The organism is Halalkalicoccus sp. CG83 (assembly GCF_037081715.1).
GTDB classification, from domain to species: Archaea; Halobacteriota; Halobacteria; order Halobacteriales; family Halalkalicoccaceae; genus Halalkalicoccus; species Halalkalicoccus ordinarius.
Genome location: NZ_JAZDDH010000001.1, coordinates 632,662 through 658,264, shown reverse-complemented (window position 1 = coordinate 658,264; position 25,603 = coordinate 632,662). Strand labels below are relative to the sequence as shown.

Annotated in this window: 24 protein-coding genes; 18 read left to right on the top strand and 6 right to left on the bottom strand. The window is 55.1% G+C overall.

Annotated elements, in window-relative coordinates; genetic code table 11:
* The first annotated feature begins 171 nt into the window (after positions 1–171).
* Positions 172–738 carry a hypothetical protein gene (locus V0Z78_RS03395; protein ID WP_336343215.1) on the top strand — a complete coding sequence of 189 codons (567 nt, stop codon included), beginning with the start codon at positions 172–174 and terminating at the stop codon, positions 736–738.
* Between the two features lie 988 nt (positions 739–1,726).
* On the opposite strand, the gene V0Z78_RS19205 is transcribed toward V0Z78_RS03395, so the two are convergent.
* The 3 genes from V0Z78_RS19205 to V0Z78_RS03385 all read right to left on the bottom strand — a co-directional run bounded on the left by V0Z78_RS19205 (position 1,727) and on the right by V0Z78_RS03385 (position 5,884).
* Entirely contained in the window at positions 1,727–2,407 is a 681-nt protein-coding gene (locus tag V0Z78_RS19205) for a DUF7504 family protein (protein WP_457852008.1), read from the bottom strand.
* 1,140 nt (positions 2,408–3,547) lie between these two features.
* On the bottom strand, positions 3,548–3,895 hold the full coding sequence (locus V0Z78_RS03390) for a helix-turn-helix transcriptional regulator (RefSeq protein WP_336343214.1): 348 nt from the start codon (positions 3,893–3,895) through the stop codon (positions 3,548–3,550).
* A 1,770-nt stretch (positions 3,896–5,665) separates the two neighbouring features.
* Positions 5,666–5,884 (bottom strand): heavy-metal-associated domain-containing protein, encoded by a 219-nt coding sequence (locus V0Z78_RS03385; protein ID WP_336343213.1) that lies wholly within the window; start codon positions 5,882–5,884, stop codon positions 5,666–5,668.
* Positions 5,885–6,656: 772 nt separating this feature from the next.
* On the opposite strand from V0Z78_RS03385, the gene V0Z78_RS03380 reads away from it, so the two are divergent.
* The 14 genes from V0Z78_RS03380 (at position 6,657) to V0Z78_RS03315 (ending at position 21,923) form a co-directional block, all read left to right on the top strand.
* Positions 6,657–7,766, top strand: coding sequence for a TIGR00341 family protein (locus V0Z78_RS03380; protein ID WP_336343212.1), 1,110 nt, complete (start codon positions 6,657–6,659; stop codon positions 7,764–7,766).
* Positions 7,763–8,947 (top strand): hypothetical protein, encoded by a 1,185-nt coding sequence (locus V0Z78_RS03375; protein WP_336343211.1) that lies wholly within the window; start codon positions 7,763–7,765, stop codon positions 8,945–8,947. Before V0Z78_RS03380 ends, V0Z78_RS03375 begins: the two co-directional genes overlap by 4 nt.
* Positions 8,948–9,091: 144 nt before the next feature.
* Complete coding sequence (locus tag V0Z78_RS03370; protein WP_336343210.1) at positions 9,092–10,012, top strand: beta propeller repeat protein; 921 nt, start codon at positions 9,092–9,094, stop codon at positions 10,010–10,012.
* Positions 10,013–10,366: 354 nt separating this feature from the next.
* Positions 10,367–11,851: a permease gene (locus tag V0Z78_RS03365; protein ID WP_336343209.1), complete on the top strand. Its 1,485-nt coding sequence runs from the start codon at positions 10,367–10,369 to the stop codon at positions 11,849–11,851.
* Between the two features lie 133 nt (positions 11,852–11,984).
* A complete protein-coding gene (locus V0Z78_RS03360) occupies positions 11,985–13,172 on the top strand; it encodes an MFS transporter (RefSeq protein ID WP_336343208.1) in 1,188 nt (395 codons plus the stop codon).
* Between the two features lie 62 nt (positions 13,173–13,234).
* Complete coding sequence (locus tag V0Z78_RS03355; RefSeq protein ID WP_336343207.1) at positions 13,235–14,797, top strand: cbb3-type cytochrome c oxidase subunit I; 1,563 nt, start codon at positions 13,235–13,237, stop codon at positions 14,795–14,797.
* A gap of 452 nt (positions 14,798–15,249) precedes the next feature.
* On the top strand, positions 15,250–15,603 hold the full coding sequence (locus V0Z78_RS03350) for a hypothetical protein (RefSeq protein ID WP_336343206.1): 354 nt from the start codon (positions 15,250–15,252) through the stop codon (positions 15,601–15,603).
* Positions 15,604–15,694: 91 nt separating this feature from the next.
* Positions 15,695–16,648 carry a hypothetical protein gene (locus V0Z78_RS03345; RefSeq protein ID WP_336343205.1) on the top strand — a complete coding sequence of 318 codons (954 nt, stop codon included), beginning with the start codon at positions 15,695–15,697 and terminating at the stop codon, positions 16,646–16,648.
* Positions 16,649–16,692: 44 nt separating this feature from the next.
* The gene (locus tag V0Z78_RS03340) at positions 16,693–17,832 is read left to right on the top strand and encodes a Gfo/Idh/MocA family protein (RefSeq protein ID WP_336343204.1); all 1,140 of its coding nucleotides are present in this window, start codon (positions 16,693–16,695) and stop codon (positions 17,830–17,832) included.
* A 196-nt stretch (positions 17,833–18,028) separates the two neighbouring features.
* Positions 18,029–18,394, top strand: coding sequence for a hypothetical protein (locus V0Z78_RS03335; RefSeq protein ID WP_336343203.1), 366 nt, complete (start codon positions 18,029–18,031; stop codon positions 18,392–18,394).
* 736 nt (positions 18,395–19,130) lie between these two features.
* A complete protein-coding gene (locus V0Z78_RS03330; protein WP_336343202.1) occupies positions 19,131–19,346 on the top strand; it encodes a heavy-metal-associated domain-containing protein in 216 nt (71 codons plus the stop codon).
* 116 nt (positions 19,347–19,462) lie between these two features.
* Positions 19,463–20,251: a DUF2182 domain-containing protein gene (locus V0Z78_RS03325; RefSeq protein ID WP_336343201.1), complete on the top strand. Its 789-nt coding sequence runs from the start codon at positions 19,463–19,465 to the stop codon at positions 20,249–20,251.
* 200 nt (positions 20,252–20,451) lie between these two features.
* Positions 20,452–21,207 (top strand): ion transporter, encoded by a 756-nt coding sequence (locus V0Z78_RS03320; RefSeq protein WP_336343200.1) that lies wholly within the window; start codon positions 20,452–20,454, stop codon positions 21,205–21,207.
* Between the two features lie 368 nt (positions 21,208–21,575).
* Complete coding sequence (locus V0Z78_RS03315; protein ID WP_336343199.1) at positions 21,576–21,923, top strand: hypothetical protein; 348 nt, start codon at positions 21,576–21,578, stop codon at positions 21,921–21,923.
* A 102-nt stretch (positions 21,924–22,025) separates the two neighbouring features.
* On the opposite strand, the gene V0Z78_RS03310 is transcribed toward V0Z78_RS03315, so the two are convergent.
* Positions 22,026–22,586, bottom strand: coding sequence for a PH domain-containing protein (locus V0Z78_RS03310; RefSeq protein ID WP_336343198.1), 561 nt, complete (start codon positions 22,584–22,586; stop codon positions 22,026–22,028).
* A 190-nt stretch (positions 22,587–22,776) separates the two neighbouring features.
* Between V0Z78_RS03310 and V0Z78_RS03305 the strand changes: the two genes are divergently transcribed.
* Positions 22,777–23,046, top strand: a complete 270-nt coding sequence (locus V0Z78_RS03305) for a hypothetical protein (RefSeq protein WP_336343197.1) — start codon at positions 22,777–22,779, stop codon at positions 23,044–23,046.
* A 229-nt stretch (positions 23,047–23,275) separates the two neighbouring features.
* Here the strand turns inward: V0Z78_RS03305 and gvpA are convergent, their stop codons facing one another.
* Together gvpA and V0Z78_RS03295 are read right to left on the bottom strand one after the other, a co-directional pair.
* Complete coding sequence (gene gvpA, locus V0Z78_RS03300) at positions 23,276–23,539, bottom strand: gas vesicle protein GvpA (RefSeq protein ID WP_332099299.1); 264 nt, start codon at positions 23,537–23,539, stop codon at positions 23,276–23,278.
* A gap of 137 nt (positions 23,540–23,676) precedes the next feature.
* Positions 23,677–24,444, bottom strand: a complete 768-nt coding sequence (locus tag V0Z78_RS03295; RefSeq protein ID WP_336343196.1) for a creatininase family protein — start codon at positions 24,442–24,444, stop codon at positions 23,677–23,679.
* Positions 24,445–24,668: 224 nt separating this feature from the next.
* Here V0Z78_RS03295 and V0Z78_RS03290 point away from each other — a divergent pair, with 224 nt between their 5' ends.
* Positions 24,669–24,863: a DUF1328 domain-containing protein gene (locus V0Z78_RS03290; RefSeq protein ID WP_336343195.1), complete on the top strand. Its 195-nt coding sequence runs from the start codon at positions 24,669–24,671 to the stop codon at positions 24,861–24,863.
* A gap of 471 nt (positions 24,864–25,334) precedes the next feature.
* Positions 25,335–25,586, top strand: a complete 252-nt coding sequence (locus tag V0Z78_RS03285) for a hypothetical protein (RefSeq protein WP_336343194.1) — start codon at positions 25,335–25,337, stop codon at positions 25,584–25,586.
* Positions 25,587–25,603: the final 17 nt, after the last annotated feature.

Here is a 25,603-nt window from a genome sequence, read left to right as displayed (position 1 = left end):
AACGGACGAGTACGGGCCGTTCGAACGCAGCCCTCGGCCCGCTCTCCGCGTCGGGTCCCCGGACGTAACCGACAGCGCTTACACGCCGATTAGCGCCGACTTATCTCTGGGAACTCCGAGGCGTAGCCGTGAACACCCGTGGTTGACCACCACCCAAGGTCACCAACACGGATGAGGCCCGCGATCGTCGACTCGGTGTCGATCATCGAGGTGCGTCCGATCGAGTCGAAGGGCGAGTCGCCCGCTGACCTCGCTCGGTTCGAGATCCGCGACGAAGACGCCCTGATCTGGTCGATCGCCTACGGCCCACAGGCCCGAACTCGTGACGAGGCACGGCGCATGGTGGTTCGGATCGCCGGGACGTACTCGCTCGGAAAACGATCTCCGGGAGCTAAGCACTCATTCATGGAAAACGACACCAAAGAGTTCGTACTCCGGCCTGAGATGGCTGTTCGCTCGAACGCTGTTGGCACCCGGAATACTCAGTCTAGTAGCAGGAAGCGGTTGTCTGCTTCCAGGAATCGTGAACGGGCGTACTCAGTAGCGGTTTCGAGCAGAAGGGATATGTATTGGAAAACAATACGATTGGTTGATTTTAATATTATACAATATGTAGTGTATTTATTACCATCCCTTCTCTACAAATACATGTCGGCGAAAGCCGACACGCAGAGGTGTAGCAGAGGGAGGGATGTCCGCTTTCGGAAACCAAGCGGTTGTCCCGGATCCCACCACTAAATAGTCAGCCCCGTCTCGTGTGGTGTCCGTGTCATTGGTAGTGTGGTAAACACTTCCGAAACCAAGTGGTGGACGGTCCCTTTTCTCCCCTCTGTTCTGACTCCTGGAGGGCGTACACGCAAGGCGTTACTGGTTATCCCGGTGAGACTTGGGGATCCTCTGATCCATAGAAGTGGCTCCTGAGAGTGGCTCTCAGGTGGGGTCCAGCAAACAGGCACATAACGATGCAAGCAGACAAGGAGATAGAGCCAAGTCACTACGGGTGGGCGAATCCGGGACTACTAGTTGCAGACCAAGGGCCGCCACGCTGTGAGATCAGAATCACCGTTCGACTCGACAGAGTGACTTGACCGTCTCATCGTTGGATGTTCGCGTCATGTGGGCTAGGATCCTGTGTATGGTCCCTATTCCGCTTTCCTTCTTCCTTGGTAGGATCATTACAGATCTGCTTAGATAGTCCGTAGATGTACAGAATATAATGATAGGTTCTAGGGGTTATAATAACCACAGCCCATAATTGTCTAGTGGGAGCCCAAGTAGATACCGCGGCGAAGCAACTGAAAACACATGCACTACTGTACTGAATGCGGCTGGTCTGCGACTATAGCTCATGAGGCCTCTACGCGCAGCTCCGACGAACAAGCAATCAATCACCACGTCACCACTGGGCATAAAGTGATTCATCACTCATATGCCGGTGAACTTCAGAATGAAACTACATCTTCTCAACTACCCTACCAAGTCCAGAAAACAGACTGAGGCAGTCGTTTGACAGGTATAGAGAGACAAAGGACAGCACTAATCACGGCCAAGCGATCATGAGTCGATCGGTTTTCTGGAGTGAGCACGAAACCGGTCACGACAGCGTTCGTATCGTCACTTCCAGTGAGTCCTGAGGAATCTGGAACATCACAGATGTGATTATTTATCTGCCTTATTACACTTCTCTCTTCTTCACTTGTGTGATCGATGGCTGCTACCTACTATCTCAGCAATCGAATCGGGTTGCTATTCGTGGGTCTCGGCTGAGATCATGAGACGAGTTGAGAGGAAGCCAATCCGTTTGATGACCTGAGAGCGGCAACTTCCATCGCTGCTGCACGCTAACTCCGTTACGTTTCCGGAGATCAATATTCACATCAAAATACGGTGCAAGGTAATCGGTTAAAGAAGAAGTATGTTCTGTATTGATCATAACACAGATGACGGCTTTTGTGCCAATCGCTATCTGATTGAGTAAATCAAGAAAAGTCTCTATATGTTGTGTTTCATATCGTTTCAACACTGGCCAAAATGAATCAACAAACACGTGGAGTCTGGGAAGGGTATGATCGTTGTGAGCACACCTTATTCTTGTTATGCTTTGGCAGATTGTGTCCTGAAAGGCGGGTAGCTCGTCGCGTACACGACTTGTTTGATCAAAAAGCTCTTTTGGAATAGTTGATTCCATAGCGGAGTCGGTCATAATCGCATGAATCGATCCGTATGTTTCCCTAATGGAAGTTAAACAGATATATTTCGACCAGTCACGTTGGTCTAACGATCCGACTACTAGTATCGGTTCAGGTTCCGTTGTCACTCCCTCACGCGTCCAAAGTCTCAGAGATTCTCTCCCAAATCCGGGAACCGATCCAGTAATCAGGACGGTGCAGCCACGGTTTCTAAGCATTTGGGTCGTTTCAGTGAACCCTTCACCATCGCTTTTTAACACGAGACTCTCACCAACGGTATCCATTCAAATGCTAGTCGACATGAGCCTGCTTACAACTTTTGAGTCAAGAAACCGAAAGTAATCGTTTCGCAGCGAGCAAATCGAATTTTGTCTTGACCTCGTCTGGAGAGGATATCAGCAGAACGTTACGGAGCAAACTGAAGAAACTCTGTTTCATCAATTACATCGTCGTAAGTTCGAGAATAAAGTTCGGCCAATAACTCACGAATTTCGATGAGCCGATCGCGGTTGTCATTAGTGCAGTTGGTACTACAGTGAGCGACTACGTCACCTGGGATGAGTTCCCGAAATTTAAGGAGTCCACTGCACCGTGGACATCGGAGTTTCGCATGACTGTGCATCCACTGTGTGTCGTATCCCGCGATATCAAGTCGCATCTCCAAGACATACCAAATATGAATATCCCACTGCTGATTTCCCGTTGCCGTTCGTTTGAGCCGTCTCAGTTCTAACAGTGCTTTTCGGTATAGCGACTGGTTTTGGGCGTAGTGTTGCTGATGGCAACGGCGGAAATAATTGAATAGAGCTATTTTGGAGGATCGAAGCTTACCGGTGGTTAGCTCTCCTTCGATCCCAGGTCCTGTGGAGGCCTCGTCATTTAACACGGCGCGCTTAGAGAACCCAGTATCAGTGTAGTGGCGCTCTTCAGAGAGCGGTGCACCCGTTTTTGGGCAGAAAGCATCGGAACCTTTCATCGTATTGTTTGTTATGCGCATCGGTGATCACTCACCGTTCAGGGTCGGTTGACGCTACTGATCGAATTAGTGTAGCAACGGGATTAAAAATGAAGCATCGTGATATTTTTTATAATACTGCTACCTAGATAAAATAACAGGCCTCAGTATATATAGAAGCGTTAGATCGGCGTAGTTACACTCCGTAAAAGAAGATCATCCCATAGAGCGAGAATATTTATCAAGAGGTTTATGATATCGGCGACCAATTGCCCAATCATGAGAAGTTAGTCGAGTAGTAGTGGTTCAAAAGTGCCATTTTTAGCACCAATATGACGAGAAATCGTAGATTATTCTATCGGCTATATATTATTATTAACATTTTCTGTTACTCTCGTAGCTATCAATATTCTAGACATATTCTCATCCATTTATAATGGTTCTCGAGGCATCTTTGTCCCTCACTGGATAGGTGGTAGGATTTTGTCCGACCATCGATTGGATATGTTTCGATGAAACCATTCTCAGTGAGCTCTCGGAGATTTTGATACAGTCGTCCAGTATTAATTTCACTAGAATAATAATCTTCAAGTTGATATTTTATGGTCTTACCGTGCGGTTTTTTCCCCTCCAACCTGGCGATCGTGAATAGCAAATCCCTCTGAAAACCCGTCAATTCTACAGATGGTTGTGGATTGTTCGACTCTTCTGTTCCTCTCGGTTGTTTGTCTGGGATCTGACTGTCGCTCATAGTACTCCTTGAGGCGGTGGGTACCGCCAGCTCACGGACGGGCCTTGAACCCGAATGGCGGCCTGGATACCAATCGTGATTTACTGCGGATTATTGTAACTTAGATGGTGTATCTTCAGAAGAATAGCTACTAGGATGGGCTACTGTATCGTTCTGCGCCGGTATATTCGAGTGTGTCTCTGGAATTCGGTCTTTAATGAATAGTATTCATTATGGGGGTTATTAATGGAGATTATTTGAAAGAATGCCTTAACGTAAAGCATTCCAAGTCTACTATACCACTAGTTACGAAACGGCAAACTCATTCTACCAGCCAGACTACTTGGTGTCGCCTCGTTTTGTCATACTATTTATAATCCTAGCCGTTCTCCGATATTTCTCTATGAGGATTGCCGGAACGCCACATTGAGGACAACGGATCCGGTCGAACGATTCGCGTACACGCGTTGAAATATGGTCGACTTGTCGCTTCATACAGTCGCTGATCAGAGCAGAATCCACCGGCGGATTCCTTTAGTTAGTACACCGTGTTTATCATTTCACACGAGAGTGTAACCGATCAAGGTATCATCCGTATCATATGGATTGATACGTCACCTGGATCAGGCGTACCTATGATAGGACGAGTTGAGAGTGTAAAAAGACACTAAACTATGTAGTTCAGTAGACTCTCTCGGTCCAAGATACAATATCGTTCGACGCGAATCCAAACTACCAGAACCTATGGATGATAGCTTATCGCACATTCGTAGAGCGAACCCTGAAATCCAGCGTCTAGCAGTACGGAACGATGTTTCCAATTTGTTAGTTCCCAGTCGGTTTTGTAGAGAGAGTTATAATCGCCAGAATCAACAGATGCATGAAATGAGTACTATATTTCATTATGTGGCATATTTTTTAATATAGCCAATTAATACGGGAGTGGATAGCTAAACGGATGATACGCTACATAGTTGGCGTAGATGAGTCCCTGACTCTGAATAGCTACTGTTTCACTATTCTCATGATTGGCATTGATGCGTTCTGTCCGAAAAGCGGCGCACCGTTATCAGATGAACGACATTATGGGGAGCGAGGATCCGGGAAACGAGCAGTCCTTCCCGAGGATCGGATCAAAGAGAGAGTACCGACCGGTGAACTCACTAACGGTGCGATCCGATCGTCGAAAATGGCACTGCTGAATTACTTTCAGCGGTGTCACCAACGTCACCACAGGCCGAACGATGATCTCTACCAGAAAGCATCCTTGGCGTTCACTCGTCTCAAGCGCACCGCGACAGGAAAACAAACGTGGGACGTTCACATTTGGTATGCCGCTCAGGAGCGCCTCCGCTTAGCCGGGTACGAGACGAGTTGGATGGATGCGCACAGCATTCCTCGCTGTCCCCACTGTCACGGACGCCTCAAGTATGAGCAGATCGCCCCCGGTAGTGTGATCGGTCGCTGTGGTACGAACTGCACCGATAGGCGAATCGACCATCATGAGGAGATAAGGAATATCATAGCAGACCTGTACAAGCAAGCCTTTCCCGTCAACGATAACACCATCTCCGCGGACTCGTTCCTGCAGTTCTAGTGCGTGGGGCAACTAGTTACCAAAACGGGATAGATATCGACGTCGCGATGACTTATGAGACTCACGGCCATAAGCTCCAATAGAGAGCCAGATGTCGTGAAGTGCACTCAAGCAGGACATCCTTCCTAGCGATTTACCGCATTCTAATCCTCGACCAGAAACGACGAACTGTCTGTGACAGTCTGTCAGGCTCGTTAGGCTCTATTCACCCTCTTCACCTCGTATCCTAGATTATTGATTATATGTTCAACATAGCTGCCTGTTTCCGGATCAGGAACAGCGAACTCAATAGTCCCCGTTTCATGATCAGCGTCACTCCAACGGACTCCGTCTATGACATCAATCTCGTTCTGCACGATTCGTTCACACCCTACGCAACTCATACCGTTGACGCGGAATTTGTACCGGACCACAGCTTAATTATCGTTCTGTATGGTGTTAATACCTGAATATAGATTAGAATAATTCACTTTTGGTTTATATACAAATTTGATGCAGAAGCTTATTGATTTACATGTCTGGTACCGAGGCTGGTAGTCCCGGCCCTGTTAAGATATTTCGTTGGCGGCGCTCAGAAGACACATCTTACTTGTCATACGAGGCTAGCCTCTATACGAAACAGCAAGAAATAAAGAGAATTCCAACAGCACCCAGATCCCCTAGTCCTGTAGAAGTAAGGTTAGAGGGAATTGCGGAAATTCCTTGCTGCAAAGGATATTGTTGTGGAATCAAAACGTACGTAGTCGGATGCTGGCCGTCTGAAACGTTCAAATACAGCAACGATCGAAGAAATCTCACGCTACATAGCGTTTTGCTACAGAGTCTATACTGCTTTTAACCTTGGAAGCACAACAGGATACGCGTACCTGATCAAGGCGACGTACCGACCGTCTCGGTACGAATGACTCCTTGATTTGAGCAGCGATGTCTCTATCAATCGGGACATATCGGTGTCGACTGGATACAACACATTGGTTTCTCACGCTCTAAGTCAATGAGTTAGAGAGATGTAGCTCCAAACAACCTTCATCTATTGAATAGATCCTTGTGTAGAGAGGAATGTATCGAAAGATTTGACAGAAAACACCGTCCATTCCTCGTCGACTGAACGATTTCACGAATGGATACTTCGTTCCGAAATGCTCTATCTGAGATAGATGTGAGTATAATTACCTATATTTTCTGATGAAAATAAAGGACATGCGGGTATTGAAGATTCTAGTCACGGGCGAAGAGATGCCTAGTACGATCCTTGAGGTACTAGATGGCAATGATTTGGATTATGTAATCTCCGATTCCAGTACTGACGCTAGTGCCGCTGCGATGATCTCCTGCCCAGTACCGGCCCCTAGCGTTGAAGCGGTTCGCGAAGATCTCAATGAACTCGGACTGGAGGATCGTGTCTATATAGTTCTAGTGGACCCGGAAGCCGTTGTACCCACCGGAACCGAAAGCGAAGATCCCTATAGCCAGGTCGAAGGACTCGGATATCAGGGTATTTCGCGGGGAGAACTCCACTCCAAAGCGGCCGATCTAATTCCGGACTTCACCATCTACGGTCTGATGACGGTCATCAGTGCTATCATTGCTACGGCTGGTGTTCTACTCGAATCGATGGCCGTATTGGTCGGTTCGATGGTGATTGCACCGCTCATAGGGCCTCCGATGGCCACCAGTGTGGCAACAGTTATCGATGACAACGTACTCTTCAACGAGAGTATACGATATCAGCTTACTGGGAGCGCGCTCGGGATGGTTAGCGCGACCGTCTTCGCTCTCCTCCTTCGATTTACGTCGTTCGTTTCCTCTGAAGTGTCCATCGAAGCCGTTCACCAGCTCAGTACCCACACCGCACCGGGTGCCCTGTTGATCATCGTTGCACTCAGTGCAGGAGTTGCAGGAGCTCTTAGTCTCTCGACAGGTGCCGAGGTCGGTCTCGTTGGTGTGATGATCGCCGCTGCGCTCGTACCGCCGCTTGGAGTTATGGGCGTCGGGATCGCCTGGTTTGAACCGGTCATCGCAGTTGGATCGGGCTTAGTGGTTCTAATCAACGTACTCTCGATCAACCTTGCAGCTATTATCAGTTTCTGGTATCTGGGGTATCACCCCGAAAGTTGGTTGGAACTACGCAAGGCTCGAAGCAAGATGCTCGTTCGAGTGATCAGCCTTACCGTTTCGATTCTCGTTCTCGCGACCTTGCTCACCAACCTCACCGGTGCGGCCGAAGTCATTTCAGTGATATTCCAAGGCAACGGTCCATCCCTTCGGACGATTCTCTACACAATATATACATGATAGACGAAAACAACGGTGATGGCGAAGAAAACGCTACGACACCACCAGGAGAAGGTCCAGAAATAAGCACTAATCTCATACCGGATCTCGGTTCGAAAGGATCCATTCTCCTACGTATATCCATCATCAGCACGAAGATCCTCTGGATAACCGGACGTGCGCTGGTGGTTGGACTGCTAATCGTTGGTACCCTCATCACCGATAAGGAACGGCAGAATCGATTCCGCCGGTGGGCTTTGCTGGAGGGTGATAGGTGGATCATCGTCGGTCTCTTAGTAGGAGCGGTGTTCGTTCTGTCGCTTCTACTCACCCTCACGAACGTGATCGGGGTCAGAGAGAGTCGGTTCGTTACGACGATGTTCAGCACTATAATCGCGGGGTTGTTCTCGTTCGTCCCGATCGTGATCTCAGTGAACCAACTCACCGTTTCCCGTTTGTTCGAGACTCCTGCTGGCCTTCGCGAACGCATTGATAGCGTCCATGAGTTTCGCGTCGACCTCCAGAAGATGATCGCAGATGAACCAGTTGCACCGACCGATCCGGCCCTGTTTCTCGCACAGGTCGTCGAACTGGTTTCCGACCGGGCAATTGCGCTACGACAAGTTGTCTCTGATTCCCACACCGGAGAAGGAGAGCTGCTCGAGGACATCTGCAGATATACCCGCATGACCCGTTCGCATGTCGAGGAGATGGATGATCAGTTGGCCGACGCCAATCTCTCGTTAATTGAGGTTCTCCTCCCGATGATCGGGGACACGTACTCGAAAAACGTCAACGTCGCCCGAAGACTGCAGAAGAAGTATGACGATACGTTATCGGACAGCGCCATCGATCTGCTTGACGACCTCCAAGAGCTGTCCCTTTCGCTGGACGTTCTGCGACAGTACTTCAAAGCCATATATATTCAACAGGAACTGTCGAATCTATCACGCCTGATCGCTGTGAGTGGAACGGTCGCGTTCGTAGTCTCGATGTTTCTGGTAATGCTGTTCGCTACAGGCGATCCGTCGCCTCATCACCCTCTGGTGCTCCAGATCGGTGTGAGCTTTGGACTGTCGGTGGCGTTTGCTCCCCTGGCGATTCTACTCTCCTTCATGCTTCGTGTCGCAACGATCGCGAAACAGACCGCTGCTCCGGGTGCGTTCCTTCCGAAACGGGAGACACCCGAGTACGTACGATAAGTACGTCGTTACGTCGTCAGACCACAGATACGACCGAACCGGATCAGATGCTGATCATCCGCTAACATTCACAAAAATTATATGAATAACACACCACATAGCAGCCAGACCCGGCGTCAGTTTCTGGCTCTAACAGGAACCTCTATGGTTCTAACCGGACTCGGCGGCTGTCTCGGAGACGGAGACGACGCTGAATACGGCTGGAACGAAATCGACTCGCCGATTGAAGAAACCCTATACGATGTCGTTGTGACTTTCGAAGGACCGTATGCTGTCGGCGAGGCGGGCAAAATCGTAGCCCGTCGCTCGGATGAGTGGGAGGTCGTCTCTGAGGACGGTCCAGCTAGTGCGGCGAATCGGTTGTCCGGAGCGGCCGTCACCGACGACGGTCGACATGTCTGGTTTGCCGGCAGTAGTGGGGCGGTTGGCCAACGTGACGTACTCAACGGGGAGGGGACGGATCGCTCGGCACCGAAGGAAAAAACGAGTAGTTGGGAAGACATCGCTGTCGTCGGACGAGCAGGGGAGGAACGGATTCATCTGATCAACGGATCGGGTGAACTGTTGTCTGGAACGAATCGAAACGGAGACATCGACTGGAGAGAGGTCACTAAACCCGGAAACGGAACGGAGCCGACTGCCGTCGAATTCACTGACGGCGCCGGGTTCATTACCGATGGAAACGGTGGCGTCTACGGAACCGCCGGAGGCGACGAGTGGCAGCGGATCGGCATCCGGAGCTCGGATTCGGCGCTCAATGACGTCGTAGCACTGAACGCACAGACAATCAACGTCGTGACGGGGGAGGGATCGATCTTCCTCTACAACGGATTCGACTGGCTCCGGTTGGAGGTCGGTAGGAACGGACTCAACGCCATAGATCGCTCGAGGGACCGGGGATTCGTCGTCGGTGCAAGTGGGGCCGTCTATGAGTTCACAGATTCCAAGTGGAAATCACAGAACACGCCCACCTCGAAGACCTTACGCGGGGTCACGCTCGGCACGACCGATTACGCTGATGTCGCGGTCGGTGATGGGGGCCTAATCCTCGAACGGTTCCGGTAACCTTGCCGTTTCGACGGTTACGAATCGCGGTCATTTCGGTCATTACAACGAGACTGGACGCTACACAGTGTAACGTTCTGCACGCTCGAACGCGTTTTATGGCTGCGCCTTGTATCGAGGCTCGTACGTCGGATCCGGGGGACATGCAGTAGTGTCGGCATGGGTGATCCCTGATCGGATCAGCCTAGCGTCCGTATCTTCCGCGGGAGGAGCGCCCGTTCGTAACACCAGTCAGTCGTATAGTCGGGGAATACGACCATCAGCTCAGCAGCCATCACGTTGTTAATTGAGAGCGATCGTTGGTAGCCAGATAACCGCATTCAGCGTCGATTCGAGCCACATCAGCATCCTACAATGGATCAAGTAACTGTATTCCTGTCTCTCGGAACGACCTTACTAGAGGCTCTCGAGCTCACGGTTCGGATGGCTTGGGAGACCTGGTGGGCGCTCGTTCTCGGCTTCACGCTTGCCGGAGCCATCGAAGCGTTCGTGAGCGAGAAACAAATGACGCGCACGCTAGGAGGACGAGGGTGGAAAGAGGTCGGTTTGGGGACGCTCTTCGGAGCAGCCTCGTCGAGTTGCTCATATTCCGCCGTCAGCACCAGCAAGACCCTGTTCAAGAAGGGAGCATCGGGCGTCGCCAGCCTGGGCGCCTTCATGTTCGCCAGTACCAACCTCGTCATCGAGCTCGGATTGGTGATATGGGTACTGCTCGGCTGGCAGTTCGTGGTCGGCGAGTACATCGGTGGCATCATCGTTGTCATCCTGTTGATCATATCGTTCAAACACGTCGTCCCTATGCGGTGGTTCGAGGATGCCCGCGCGCACCTCCATAAGAGGGAGGAGGCCGAATGTGCAGCCTGCGGGATGACGGTCGATACGCCGGCTGACGAGGGTATTACACAGCATTTCGACGGTGATCTTGAGCAGTTCTGCTGTACAGGGTGTCTCAGCGCGTACGAATCACAGGTGGAACGTTCGGAGGACCGCTCGTGGTTGGAGACGATATCGTCCGTTCAGGGCTGGAAGACGGCGGCAAGAACGACGATCAAAGAGTGGGATATGCTCTGGGTGGACATCGCCATCGGTTTCGTTCTTGCTGGCTTCGTTGGTGCGTTCGTTCCCGCTTCTTGGTGGGAAGCACTATTCAGCGCGGAAGGGACGTTCTCGCTGGTAGTTCTCAACACCGCAATAGCGGTTCTCATCGGAGTTCTCACGTTCATGTGTTCCATCGGGAACGTTCCCTTTGCACTCGTGCTCTGGACGAACGGGCTACCGTTTGGGAGCGTTCTTGCGTTCGTCTATGCCGACATGATCATCCCTCCCCTGACCAATTTATATCGGAAATATTACGGTTGGCGTCTGGCCACAGTGCTGTTCAGTGCATTGTTTCTCGCTGCGGTACTCGCCGGTGTCGTCGTTCACTATCTCATGGGCGGTTTGGGATTGATTCCAGTCCAGGGTGAGGTTGGCGGACACGTCTCCGGAGAGTACACTACGGCGTTGAATCTACTCTTCACACCGGTTTTTCTCGGACAGGTATACCTGGCGTATGGGCCGAACCGACTCGAACAGTGGATCTGGAACGTCCCGACACGGCTCGAACGTGTACTCAATCAGGTCAAGGAATCCGGTGAGATTGTCGATGCTGGCGTTCGGGAACTGCTGCGTTCGTTCGACGAGGCTAGCGACCAAACCGACGAAGCGTTGGCGTCGTTTCGGTCGGGATTCGATGAATTGGGAGTCGCCCTGCGGCTGCTTTGGCAGGGTATTAGAAAACTCAAGCGGCGACTATGGGAGTCATATCGGACGATCAGAGACGGATCGCGGATGGAGTGATGAGGTACGCTCGTGAAGTTATCTTCGAGTGATCTAGCCACAGTATCTGACTATGTTAGATAAAATTAGACGACTTATCGAACGTGTTGATGGATGTGAATCGAATTTCTCTTCAATATCGGCGATAGCGGTCATGTTTACCGTCCTGATCTACGTGATAAGCCGGTACATACCGGAGTATCTACGACTACTGGGGGCTCATCCCGCTATCATTGGATTGTTCGGTAGCGTGGTTATGCTGCTAGCCGTTTCGTATCCCTATCTCTGGCGGTACTTTCAAAAGACGTCAAATAGCGTCGATAGCTTGGCTCTGATGGGGACGATAGCCTCATCGGGCCTACTCCTCTGGCTTATCGCACCACAGTTAGGGCGACTCGAACCGATACCAGCGTGGGTCTACGTCCTCCTCGGAGTCGTTCTCATCGGATCATGGCGACCCATTGGGCTCGAGACCATTGGTATAACGGGCAACAGCTGGCTTCGCGAGCACATGCCCGAGTCCCGCCTCAGGACCAAGCTGGTTCAGCTGGGTGGTCTGGTAGCCGGGATACTGCTCGTGACCGCCTTACTCGCTGCCGTCCCCGGATTCGTTATCGGGTTTCAAGTGATTCTCGCCGTTACCGCTGCTGCCGGCGTAACCGCAGCGGTCATCTACTATCACGCCGATACGGAACCTAGAACCGTATCGACGCGACAATTCAGGGGGTGGACAGCGATCCTCTCGGAGGTACGGTCGCTTCCCGATGGACTTCGACCACTGTTGATCGGCGATACGCTGGTTCAGTTCGCTCTCGGAATGGTCTCTGTTTTCATCGTCGTCACCGTCACCAGTGTTCTGGAGTTCAACGCCCACCTGTTCGGATATCAACTCAGTGCCAGCGCGTTCTTCGGTGTGCTAATATTCCTAGAAGTCTCTACCGGGTTAATAGCAACCGTACCCGTAAGTTACTTCACCTCACGAAACGGCCGCTGCGGAACCGTGTTTGCGAGTTTTTTCATCTCTGCGCTGTTTCCCCTGGTGCTCATCGGTATGGCGACGACGCCACTCTCGCTCGGCATTCTGTTCGCGATTTTCGGGCTTCGTTTCGCTGGACGTCCAGCGCGGGAGGCGTTAATCGCTGCCGAAACAGGTCGCGGGGGTGGCGATAAAGGTACCGAGTCATACCGTCTGGTCCGAGACGTCCTCACGATTCCCAGCGCGCTAATCGGAGGGGCGATCTACGCGATCAGTCCGATATTCGCCTTCGTGCTCGCAACCGTCATCGGAATACTGGGCGTCCGCGAGTTCATGGAGTTCACGGTACAGCCCCTAACCGGATAGCCGCTTCTCTCGAATGGCCCTGGTATCAAGACTGAAGCTGATCCGATCCACTGAGGCGTGAGATGGAGGAAAATAGCTCGTACTCGAAGCCGAATGGTCTACAGCGGTGGATGACGACCGTCGATCACAAGGACATCGGCTACCTCTATCTCGTTTTCGGCGGTTTCGTCGGACTGTGGGGCGCTACGGACGCGATCATGGTACGGACTGAGCTCCTCACACCGACCGCGGGCATTTGGGGGGTGGAGACGTACAACGCGTTGTTTACGACCCATGGACTGTCGATGTTGTTTCTCTTTGCAACGCCGGTCGCCTTCGGACTTAGTAATCACTTGGTACCGTTGCTGGTAGGGGCCGATGACATGGCGTTTCCCCGCGTGAATGCCGTCGCGTTCTGGCTTCTTCCGATGGCGCTCCTGTTGATGCGATCGGGAATTCTGGCGAACACGCTCGGGATCGTCGCAATCAGACCCCCGATGACCGGCTGGACGTTTTATCCGCCGCTCTCCATTCGAGAGCTAAACCTCACGATCGATCTGGTTCTGCTGGGACTGCACTTGAGCGGAGTGAGCACGATCCTAAGCGCGATTAATTTCATCGTCACAATCATGATCCAGCGCGATGAGGACGTCGGCTGGGAACGTCTCGACATTTTCTCCTGGACGATACTGACCACAAGTGGGATTGTGGTCTTCGCCTTTCCCATACTGGGCGCCGTGCTCCTGATGATACTCCTGGATCGCAACGTGGGAACGACCTTCTTTACGGTTGAGGGGGGCGGATACATCCTCTATCAGCATCTGTTCTGGTTCTTCGGCCATCCGGAGGTGTACATTCTCACGCTTCCCGCCATGGGCCTTATTAGTCTGATTCTCCCCAAGTTTACGGGTCGGACACTGTTCGGCTTCAAGTTCGTCGTCTATTCGACGCTCGCAATCGGCGTCCTCTCGTTTGGTGTGTGGGGCCACCACATGTTCACGACCGGCGTCGATCCTCGGATTCGTTCCTCCTTCATGGCCGTAACTCTCGCTATCGCACTACCGAGTGCGGTGAAAGTGTTCAACTGGATTGCGACGCTGTGGGACGGACGGGTTCAGGTGACACCGCCACTGCTGTTCTGTACGGGAGCGATCTTCAACTTCAATCTCGGCGGTATTACCGGGGTGTTTCTCGCGGCATTGCCCGTCAATCTCCGCTACCACGGCACCTACTATGTCGTCGGTCACTTTCATTTCATTCTAGTGGGGATGATCGTTTTCGCTCTCTTTGGTGCATGCTATTACTGGTTCCCGCTGCTCACCGGTCAGCACTATGATCGTAACCTAGCGATGGCTCACTTCTGGTTGACGATGATCGGCGCTCTCGTTACGTTCGGCATTCTACTCCTGCTAGGAATGCAGGGGTTGCCGCGCCGATCAGCAACGTACCCCCTCCAGTTCGCGCCACTCCAACAGCTCGCAACGGTCGGTGCATACGTCATGGGGTTCGGACAGATACTCTGGCTCTTGAACATGGTCAAATCCCTCCGAACCGGCGAGAGGATTACGGACGCCGATGTCTGGAATCTCAAGCAGAACGGTATGTTCACTCGTGAATGGCAGTGGTTCGAGAGGCGTCTCAGGTAACCGACTCCTTTCAAGGTCCGGGAAACGCTCGTTCGAGATCAGCCATGTACACGCAGTTCAATACCGCGTTCGGTAATCAGGCCGACGTACGGGATCAAGCCCCGAGCGCGGCTTTGGCGGCAGCCGCCGCCAGTCGCCGTTGCGGATGTTGTGACGAATTCTCACGGAGGTGATCGTGAAGGATGGGCGTCAGCGGCCTCTCACCTCGTTGTTATTGCGTTCGGCGAGACAGTGGCCGCATCGGAAGCGTCGAGCCGATTCTAACAGTATAGGACGGGAAACGTAAGTATGTGTCAATGTATGCATCAGAATATCAACTTGGCAGCTAAACCTAAAAACGACTGGAAAGTCGCAGAGAGGACCGTAAAACAGGTGAGAGAGGACAGCCACACAAAGGCGTTTGCCGTTCATCCGTCCGGTTCGACTTCGACCGGATATGAGGGAGGACGAGGATGAGTCTCCTGCTGGCTGCGGTTCTCGGCGTCGTTGCGGTGTTGGTCGTGACGGCGCCAGGAATCTACTTCGGACTCTCCTATTTGGCCGTTGAGCAGGTAACGTCCCACGAACAGGCGGTAACACCATACCGAGCGATCGCCATAGCAGTTCTAGGAACGTTCGTATGGGCAATCATCCACGTCTTTTTCGGTTGGGTTCCTGTCATAGGATTAGTTCTACCGCCGTTGGCATGGATCGTAATCGTCAAGCGGTATACACCCACTGACTGGCCGGCTGCGGTCGTAGTCGGCCTGCTGGCATGGATTCCATCCGGTCTTGCGTATCGTGGCGTCGGAATCATCGCCTTCTAACGCTCAAGAGGGAGGTGATCCCTCGTCGGGAGAACGGTCGATCGTTCGATTAGTGACGGATGTATATCTACTAATGAGTCTAAAGGAATCAGTGTCCTCGTTCGTGCATCGAATTCGCGGAGGAAATTCGCAGCAAGAGACCGACTCGGACTCCGAGAATCAGGCGCCAGATGACGACGGAGACGGTGAATGGAGCATTGTAGAAACCCCCACCTCGAAATCGCTTCACGACGTCGTCCAAACCGTTGAGGGACCCTACGTCGTTGGTGCGGAAGGGAACGTATTTCGACGGAACGAGGGATCATGGGATCTGCGCATCGATTCCGGTCCCGCGACGAAACACAACACCCTTACCGCAATCGACGTCACGAGCGACGGCAAGCGGGTTTGGTTCGCCGGCTCGAGCGGTGCGTTGGGCATGTACGACATAGAAACCGGGCGAAAATACGATTACTCCGCACCTGAAGAGCGGACGAGCACCTGGGAGGCGATTGCCGTCACGGACGCGGATGATGATGAGCGACTCCGAGTAGCCAACGGCTCGGGAGAGGTGTTCCCTATCACGATCGATGGGGACGGATGTTCCCAGTACGGCGAGGCGGTAAAACCGGGCAGTGGATCGACCATTCCGGCGCTCGATTTCGGTGGCGGGACGCCCTATGCCATCGACACCAGCGGTAACGTCTTCGTGGAAGCAGAGGAGGACTGGGAGGACATCGGCATCCAGAACGCACAGGTCAACTTCTTCGACCTGTACGCGGACGAGGAGACCCTGTTGGTCGCAGGCGGTAATGGTCGGATCTATCGTTATGATCGTCCCTGCGAGAACTGGACCCCGGTTAGTGCGGGCTCCGTCGCTCTTCACGGCATTGATCAGTCTACTGATGAGACCATCGCGGTCGGAGCGGAGGGACGGATCTATCACCGGGTCCCCTCGGCTGGATGGGAACCGATATCGTCTCCTACCGAAGCGGATCTGCGGGCCGTTGCCCTGGGAGAGGTCGACGTTGCCATTGGTGCTGGCGGTATCGTGCTCGAGCGTTGAAGGAATCGTGAATCGACGCATCGGACTCGAACCGTCAACCAACTATGGACCGATCGGACCGGCTGAGTGGCGGAACCAACGTAATCTACGCTGCCATGAAAAACGCTATCAAGGAATCCATCGATGTCGTGCGAATCGGATTCGTAGGATTGGGAAACATGGGTTGGAGCCATGCAAGGCAGTTCTCTCGGTTAGGTCACGAGGTTGCAGCGGGCGCGGACATTGATCCGAAGGCTCGTACACGCTTTGCGAACGCCTTCGCCGCGAAGCCTTACGAGGACCCGGAGCGGTTGCTCGAGACCACCCTCGATGCCGTCGTCGTCACGACCCCGCCGAGGTTCCACGAATCCGTAGCCGTTCCTGCGCTCAGGAGCGGCCTCGACGTGTTCATAGAGAAACCGTTAGCTCACGATCTGGACAGCGCGGAGCGAATCGCGAACGCCGGACGGCGATCGAAGGGCACCTGTACAGTCGGGTTCCACAACCGGTTTCGGAACGCTGTGCGAACGGTGGCGTCGTATCGAGATAAGGGCTGGTTCGGACGTCTCACTCACGTCGAAGCGAACTACGTTCGCCAGCAGGGGACTCCCGTCGGATCCTGGATGACTGACGAGGAACTCGCGGGGGGCGGCGCACTCACCGACATCGGACCTCACACCATTGATCTCGCACTTCATCTCCTGAACTCTTTCGACGTCGTCGAAGCCACGGGAACGACTCGGCCTCAACGATCAACGGACCTGGAGAACAGTTCCGAGAATACGACACGTACCGGCTCGAATTCACCGAACGGTTCGGGCGTCGAGCTGTCGGCAAGCGCGTTTCTACGCCTTGCTGGTGGACGAACCGTTTCGACAGAGGTAGCGTGGACGGCGAATCGGGATCCGAGCATGGAGTTCATCGTTCGCGGTACCGACGGAGGTGCTCACTTCCAGCTAAACGATGAGACGGTAACGCTATACGGCGGCCGGAACGCCGAGAGCGACGTCACTAACCGGCCGTCATTAGAACCAAACGATCCATATCGAGATCAGGCGCGAGCGTTCGTCGATAGAGCGTTAGGAAGGAGATCCGCTCCGGTCGGTACCCTGGAACAGGCGCTTACGGTACAGCGAGTCATCGAAGCGGTCTACGCCTCCGGTAGGAACGGACGTGCGGTCCGACTAAACGAGGTCTCACGTTGACACCAGAGCCCGTGGATTAGGGATCGGTCGACCGGTAGTGATAGTCATCCGTATCAGTTTCCTGGCTCGTCGATTCCCTGTATTACCACCAACGCGAAGCCGTCGTCCCATTTCTCGGCGCATAACCCTGTAAGGGCGTCTCTCAAGCAGGAACCGTTTCAGCCGTTCCGGAGTCCAAAGCCATATTAGACCATCAATGTTAAAGACGTTCTTCTTCAACGGTACAGCGCTCGTTTCACCAGAGAGCATCGTTCTCAGTGGTTACATAGTCGCTATACTCGTACGAACATACGTTTCCGATCGAGACGTGTTCGATTTCGACATCGAACTGCTCGGGACGGATATCGATGTCGACATCGATTCCGAACACGGGGTCCCGATCCTAATGGAGTTTACGTTCACCGAACAATTCGTAATTCTCCTTTCACTCTACTACCAGTATGCGGTCATTAGACCGCAGACGGGATTGCAGTCCCTGTTGGCGAGTGTTAGTTCACTCATCCTCTTCGGAATCTTCGTTGACCACCTCGTAAACCAGTATCTGGTTGACCGGGAGGATTAGCATTGAAACCCACCAGCAGTAGGCATTACCGATCGAAACGGACTTCAGGTGCACGCGCTGCATGTGATCCACTCGCATCTTCGGAGTGGTACCCGGCTTTGATCGGATCCGTTTCTCAAGTACAGGCATTGGAACAACCGCTTGTGCCGATCGTAGCTCGATAAGTAGACGAGCGTATCGAGACGACCGGAGGGAGCGGATCATGTCGAGATATCGCTTCAGGAGAGAGAAGGGAGGGTGCCGCTCGTTGTTGGTGGGTGGTACTATCGAGGGGCGTAGGACATCGAATCGACTTCGGAACGACAGGAACAGTTGAGGCAGGGTCGTAGCAACAGCCGTTCCCCACAGTTCTGGCAGTGGTGTTTTGGGTGATAGCGTTTGGTCATACTGCTTCGCCATCTTCGCTTGTGGACGCACGCTATTCAATTGTTGTCACAGTGTAGATATATTGAGGATCCGTTTGGCACGCGCTCTGACAAATGGTCGCTTCCGGGGAAGTTCATATCTGATCGCGATATCGACCGATCCGCGATCCGGCTTGCTCCTCGAGGACAGAGGTACTCTCCGTTCGATGACTTGCTTCTCTACAGGTAGGAATAGTGAGATCGTAAACGGAGGTCTTCGCTCTCCGCTACCGTCACCTCGAGACGCGTTTCATTGCGCGAATTAGTTCATCTATACATAGTGTCTTTGTATTAGTTGTTTGGAATTTTTTAATTATGGAGATGACTTGAGAATGCAGATGATAGAGTACACGATCGAGGTCTACGACATGAGTTGCGAGGGATGTGAAACGCTTCTCGAGCGTGAGCTCACTCGTCTCAGCGGCGTAATGGAGGTCAATGCAGATGCGATCACGGGTGAAGTAGCGGTAATGGGTGAACCGAAGACGCGGGATCGGGTTCGAAGGACAGTCGCCGAAATCGGATATGAACCTGGCCGAGTAGAGTAAAGCCGTCGCCGAACCGTCGTCTGACGAGTATTTTACACGAGTTTGTTATGATAGCAAGTTTTTTGCGAAAGCACGATCTGAAGAATCGAGCCGTATTCAGCCTCTTCGAGGTTTCAGTGACTCGCACGAGCGGAGTCGTCATCGGCCTGATCGTCCTCGATCTGATCTGGTGGACAGCTCTGTACACCAATCACGTGCCGATGCCAGGTATGGCATGGCTCATGGATCAGGGCCTTCCCATGATCGCTCCAGGGGCGATGGAGCTCGCAACTCTGCGGCTCGATGGCTTCCAACCCATCGTTGACTACCTCGTGATGTGGGGAGTGATGATGGGGGCGATGATGTATCCAGCAATGATGCGGTTCACTCGTGACTACGCTGACGCCCATGAGGGCTCCCCAGCGGCCGTTGGGAGGGCTGTAGCGGCGTTTCTCGCCAGTTATAGCGTCATCTGGGGAATCACCGGAGTCGTTCCGCTAACCGTTCAATGGTTGCTCCCTGGTGGAATCTACGATCTCACGCGGACGTATCCCCATCTCGTCATCGGCGGTGTGCTCGTGCTCACTGGTCTCTACCAGCTGTCGTCGTTCAAACAGCGACGACTGCGAACCTGCTGTTCGCGCATCGAGCCCCATAATGACAGGATAATGAAAGCGCTTCGGAGAGGTGTGAACCACGGAGGAAACTGTGTTCTCGTCTGTTTCGGATTCTTCTTCCTTTTGATGCCGTTCTTCGGCAGTATGAACTTTCTGTGGATGATCGCGCTGGCTGCCATCGCTACCGTCGAGCGCATCCCAGCTACGTGGGGTAAGGAAGTCGCCGTTGCTGCCGGAACCGCCGCAATGCTTGCAGGTCTCGTCGTGCTACTCCTCCAGCCACCGCTGCCGATAACCTTTGGTATGTAGTACCCCCACCGCGCCGATATCCACCCGTCGATCGGAACCAACCGTCTTGAGGCGGTGGCGCTCCTCTAAGGAGGGTCGAAGCGGTCGTTTCAGGTCTATGACTCGTGGCTACGCTCAGTAGCACGAGAACGCCCCCTCTGCAGTCACACAGGGCCATCTCATCGGGATCTCTCGATCCGCGAACCCCGAGATCATCTTCAATGGAACACTACAGCACGAAAGAGTACGTCCATACGCTCCTGACCGTAGACGAAGGCGGGAAGCTCAGCCGAATGGTCGACTGGCTGATCGCAGGGCTGATAGTTCTTAACACCATTACCGTCGCCCTCGCCACGGTGGACGGGGTTTTCCAGCAGTACCACCGCGCGTTCTACGTCATCGAGGTCACGTCAGTTGCCCTCTTCACGGTCGAATACGGGCTCCGACTCTGGTCCGCGTCGGTACTCGAGGGATACTCACGACCCATTATCGACCGTCTGCGGTACGCGTGTCGTCCGTATCTGCTGGTTGATCTGTTCGCGATCCTCCCGTTCTATCTCGGCGCCGCCGTCTTCGTCTCCGATCTCCGGTTTTTGCGTGCACTTCAGCTGTTCCGGTTCCTCCGGTTATTCAAGCTCGTACGGTACTCCGAGGCGATGCAGCGCTTCATTCGCGTGATCCGGAAGAAGCGCGATGACCTGTTGCTGGCAGCGGCCGGTTCGTCGCTTCTGATAACCGTCGCCTCCCACCTGATGTACTTTCTAGAGAAGGACGCACAACCGGAGACATTTTCGAGCGTGCCGGCGACGCTCTGGTGGGCAGTAATAACGTTAACGACGGTCGGATACGGCGATGTCTACCCGATTACGCCCGCCGGTAAGTTCCTCGGTGCGATCATCGCCGTGATCGGCGTCGGTTTGGTCGCACTACCCGCGAGTATCCTCGCCTCCGGATATCTCGAGGAAGAATCGTCCTGATCTCGGCACGTGCATCGCATCCCGTGCGATCGGAGCGATCCTGTCCTGCGTCTCCTGAAACCCGATCCGGCTGACATAAGCACCCTTGATCAAGAGTTTCTCCTCCCGGCGCGGCGTATCCGTTCGTATCGCTCCGTCCCGCCACCACAAGCGGCAGGACTCACAAACCGACTACTGGCGTGCGAATCTCCGTTACAGACACGGAGTAACCATCGATGGTAACCTGAAGTGGCTACCGATTTCGGCTTCTCTCGAGAGCTATGATACCGAAACGGATTTTTCACATACTGAACAAAACGAATGATCGAGCATGGATCGCTGGTACGATCGGTGGTATCAGTGGACAGATCATATTCGAATTGGGACGGATGAGTCGACAAGCCTATCAGACCGGAGAACTCCTCCCGAGTCACCAGATCGCGGGATGGGCACCCGATCTCGCTAGCGGTCTCGCGCTGGGGCTTCTCTTCGCGGTCATCGTATCCAACTCCTCAGTGACTATTGACAGTCTGATGATGGGTACGGTGATCGGTTTCGGTTACGGGCTGCTGACGTGGTTCATCCCCCTTCCAGTGGTCGCGTCAATCGGCCTAGAACTGATCGGTGTTTCGAGCGTACCGGCCGTCCGGTTCCTCGTAGTAGACGGTTTGATCAGACACGTCGTGTATGGCATGGTACTCGGAGCCGTCTACGCTCTGTTTCAGGACAAATTCTGAAGACGTTCTTCACGACGAACAATGGGTTCGGATGACGATCGCGTTCAGTATCAATAGATCGACGGAAAGCATCACACTCTTGACGATCGCATCCATGAGGATCTAGCGAAGGCCGTCGCCGTGGTCCCATTCGCCCAACACCGTCGTGAGGATCTCCGTGACCCGTACCGGATGGGGGACGGTCTCGAAGACGATGTCCTGGGTGCCCGTCCCAGCGGTGAAGATCTCGACGTCCCCATAGGAGAGCAGGCGCTCGACGGTCGACTGCGAGTAGGCCGTGTTCTGGACGCGGCTCAGGCGTACCTGCGTGACGTCACGCGAGACGAGACCGTGTTTCACGTAGATCTCCTCGTCGGTGATGACGTAGAGGAGGCGAACCCAGTCGAGGTAGGTGCGCACGGCCCAGACGAGACCGACCGTCGTGAGGACGAGCGGGAGGTAGCCGACCCAGACGGGGGCGTCGCCCTCGTCCACGACCGAGACCAGCCAGACGGTGAGCACGATGCCGGCGATCGCGAGCAGGAGTGCGGTCCCGAGCGCCATCGCGATGGTGTATCGCGACGGCCGCCCGATCCACCGGATCGTCTCGTCATCGCCCAGATGGAGCCAGTCGGCGTCCTCGGGGTTCTCGTGGATTCCGGGGAGACGGGTGCGAATTGACATACGTCGTACCCCATCTACGTGACGACGGTACGAGAGGGTACCGCCGTCACCGCTCGCGACCGGCGGCGTCATTCGGCGAGAGCGCGACCGAGACGGGGTGGACTCGACGGAGACGCGGGATCGAATCGAGGGTTTCGATAGCTTAATGTCGTCGTAGTGACCAGACGAACGTAGCGAGCCACTCCCCTCGATGAACCCCATCGCCGACGACGGCCCCGCGGTCGACGACGCCTACCCACGCGACGCGCAGGGTCGCCCCTACGATCCGAGACGCGTCCCGGCCTCGCTGCTCGCACCGGCCGGCAACGCCGAACGGTCCCGTTTGGAACACGAACTCCACCGACCGCTCCGGGTGTACCACCGGAAGACGCCGGCGAGACACGAGTTCTACTCCGCGGGCGACACCGGGAGCGAGGTCATCGTCACGGACCTGGCCGTCGCGCTGTGCGCCTGGCGCTGAGTCCGGCCGATCGACCGGTCTCTCCCTCGGCGTCGGCTCGTGCCGGGAGCGTACGGACCAGTCGCACTGAGTACACCGACGGCGGACGACCCGAGAGCTACACGCTTCGCTTCGGACGCGCCTTCGAGAAAAACGTACGGCTGTCGTGGTCGACGGTCGGCCCGACGGCGCAGCAGCCGACGAACCGCGCACCGGTCTCCCTACCGAATCGCAGCGGTCACCCGAGGGGCTACTGGGCTTCGGCGGAGGCCTCGATCTCGATGTCCTCGAGGTCGTCGAGGTCGCCCTCCTCCTCGGCGGCCTCGATCTTCGAGATCTCCCTCGCGTAGTGGAGGAAGGTGTCGACCGACGCGATCACGACACGGGCTTCGACGGTGAGGATCTCGATCCCCACCAGCGAGACGCGTACCCAGATGTCGATGACCGCACCCTTGTCCAGGATCCGGTCGAGCACTTCCGCCAGACTTGAGGTGCTGGGTCTTGCTTGACTCATGGTGTCTTCGCGAGTAGACATCCGCGTCTCCTACACCTTATCCTTTGGCATGCGCTGGCAAGTCCTCGGAGAGGGAAGAAGAGTGCATCCCGGCCACATCACTCCTACGAGAGTTCTACGACCGTATTTGGCGGCTCTCAGACGTGTGGTTCGGCCATGAGATCGTCGAACTCCCGCTCTGCGAGCCACTCACAGAGCTCGCAGAGCTGTTCGGTGGCGGCCTCGAACAACTGCTCGCCCTTCTCGGCGGTCGCGTCGGTCTGGTCGCCGAAGACGCCGTTGGGGGAGTTGTCGATCGCGTCGTAGAAGGTGCGTGCGCCGTTCTGGTGGGAGTCGTCGGTCGGGAACGTCGCTCCGCCCTCGTGGGCCTCCGCCAGTCGGTCCCCCCGGACGAGGTCGCCGGCGAGGTGCTGGATCATCGCCGTCTCCTTCGGACCGCCGTGGGGGCCGTTCTGCTCGAAGAGCTCGGAGACGAGCGTCGGGATGCTCTCGTCCCACATCCATTCGATCGCGTAGGCGTCACCGACGTCGCGCAGGCGGCGTCCGACCTCGCGCAGGTGTTCGACGTTGCCGCCGTGGGCGTTGACGAAGACGATCCGGTCGATGCCGTGGTACGTGAGGTTTCGGGCGAGGCTCTCGACGTAATCGCGAAAGACCGGCGCATCGACCCACATCGTCCCGTGGAACTGGCGGTGGTGGACGCTCACGCCGACGTTCACCGTCGGCGTGCAGAGATAGCCCGTCCGATCGGCGGCCTCGCGGGCCAGCGCCTCAGCGATGAGGTGGTCGGTCCCTTCGGGGAGGTGGGGACCGTGCTGTTCGGTCGAGCCGAGCGGGACGAGCGCGAGCGATTCCTCGTCGAAGTACGCACCGAGATCGGGCCAGGTCTTCGCGGCGAGCTCCATGTCTCCCGTTGTGAGGACGACGCCTTAACTCCTCGAGGGATCGACCGCTCGACGGAGTCGCCGGCATCGAACCCCCGACGCCCGTGACTCGACGGACGCTCAGGCGTCCGATCGGATCCGAGAGGGGACGTTCGAGCGACGGGACGACGGGTCCGACCCCTCACGCCGTCGCATCGCCGAGCCCTCGTCGTTTTTATATTTCCCTCGTCGGCGTAGCCGGGGCCATGCTCCAGCCGTCCGACCTGCTCGTTCCGGCACAGTTCAGCGGGGAGTTTCTTCAGTACGCGATCGTCTTCTTCGTCCTCGCGATCGTCGCCGCGGCCGTCGGCGCCCGCGACGTGGCGGGGATCTCGATGGAGATCGCGCGGATCTTCGTGCTCGTCTTCCTCGTCCTGGCGGTAATCACGCTGATCCTCTAAGCGACAGGCGCGTCGTATCGCTCCGAACGTCCGGAGCCGGGAACTACGAACGCGTCCCGTCTCGAACGGATCGGGGCTACGCCTTGGGGATCGTGTTTCGGGCCGTCACCAGCGAATCGCCAGCCGAGCGAATCTCCAGCCGAGCGAATCTCCAGGTCCGCGACGGGGCTCGAGAACGGAAAAGCGTCGGTTCGGCGGATCCACGTCCGATCCCGGACAGCGCCCTCGAGTCGCGTTCGCGATCCGACGCGACTCCTCGAGCCGCTCGGTGCTGACGGGATGTTCGGGCGTCGTCGATCTCGACCGCCGGCGTTCGATCCCGAACGCCGTGTCTCCTCGACGGCCGGGTCGGTGGGCCGGTCGCCGTGACGAGCGTCGTGGCGCCGTCGTCCGTTTCGGCCGGAGGGGGTGGCTGATCGGCTCGAATCGCGAGAGACTCTTTAAGCGAGTGCGACGAATACGTACATGGGGATGAACGACGCAGTACTGCGCGAGCGGGTCGCCCAGGGGGTCGTCCTATTCACGGTGTTGGGGTTGACGATCTGGATCGTCCGTCCGATGCTGGAGCCGATCGATCGTGCGGACGCCGTGGCGCCGTGGACGTTCTACGCCGGTCTGATCTGCTTCGCGGTCGCGCTGGTCGCGCTGGTGACGGTCGTCTACCTCGACGAAACGCGGGGGTTCGGGGAGGAGGGGCGTGAGTCGGAGCGCGAGCCCGGCTGAGTCGCGTAGCTGAAGGC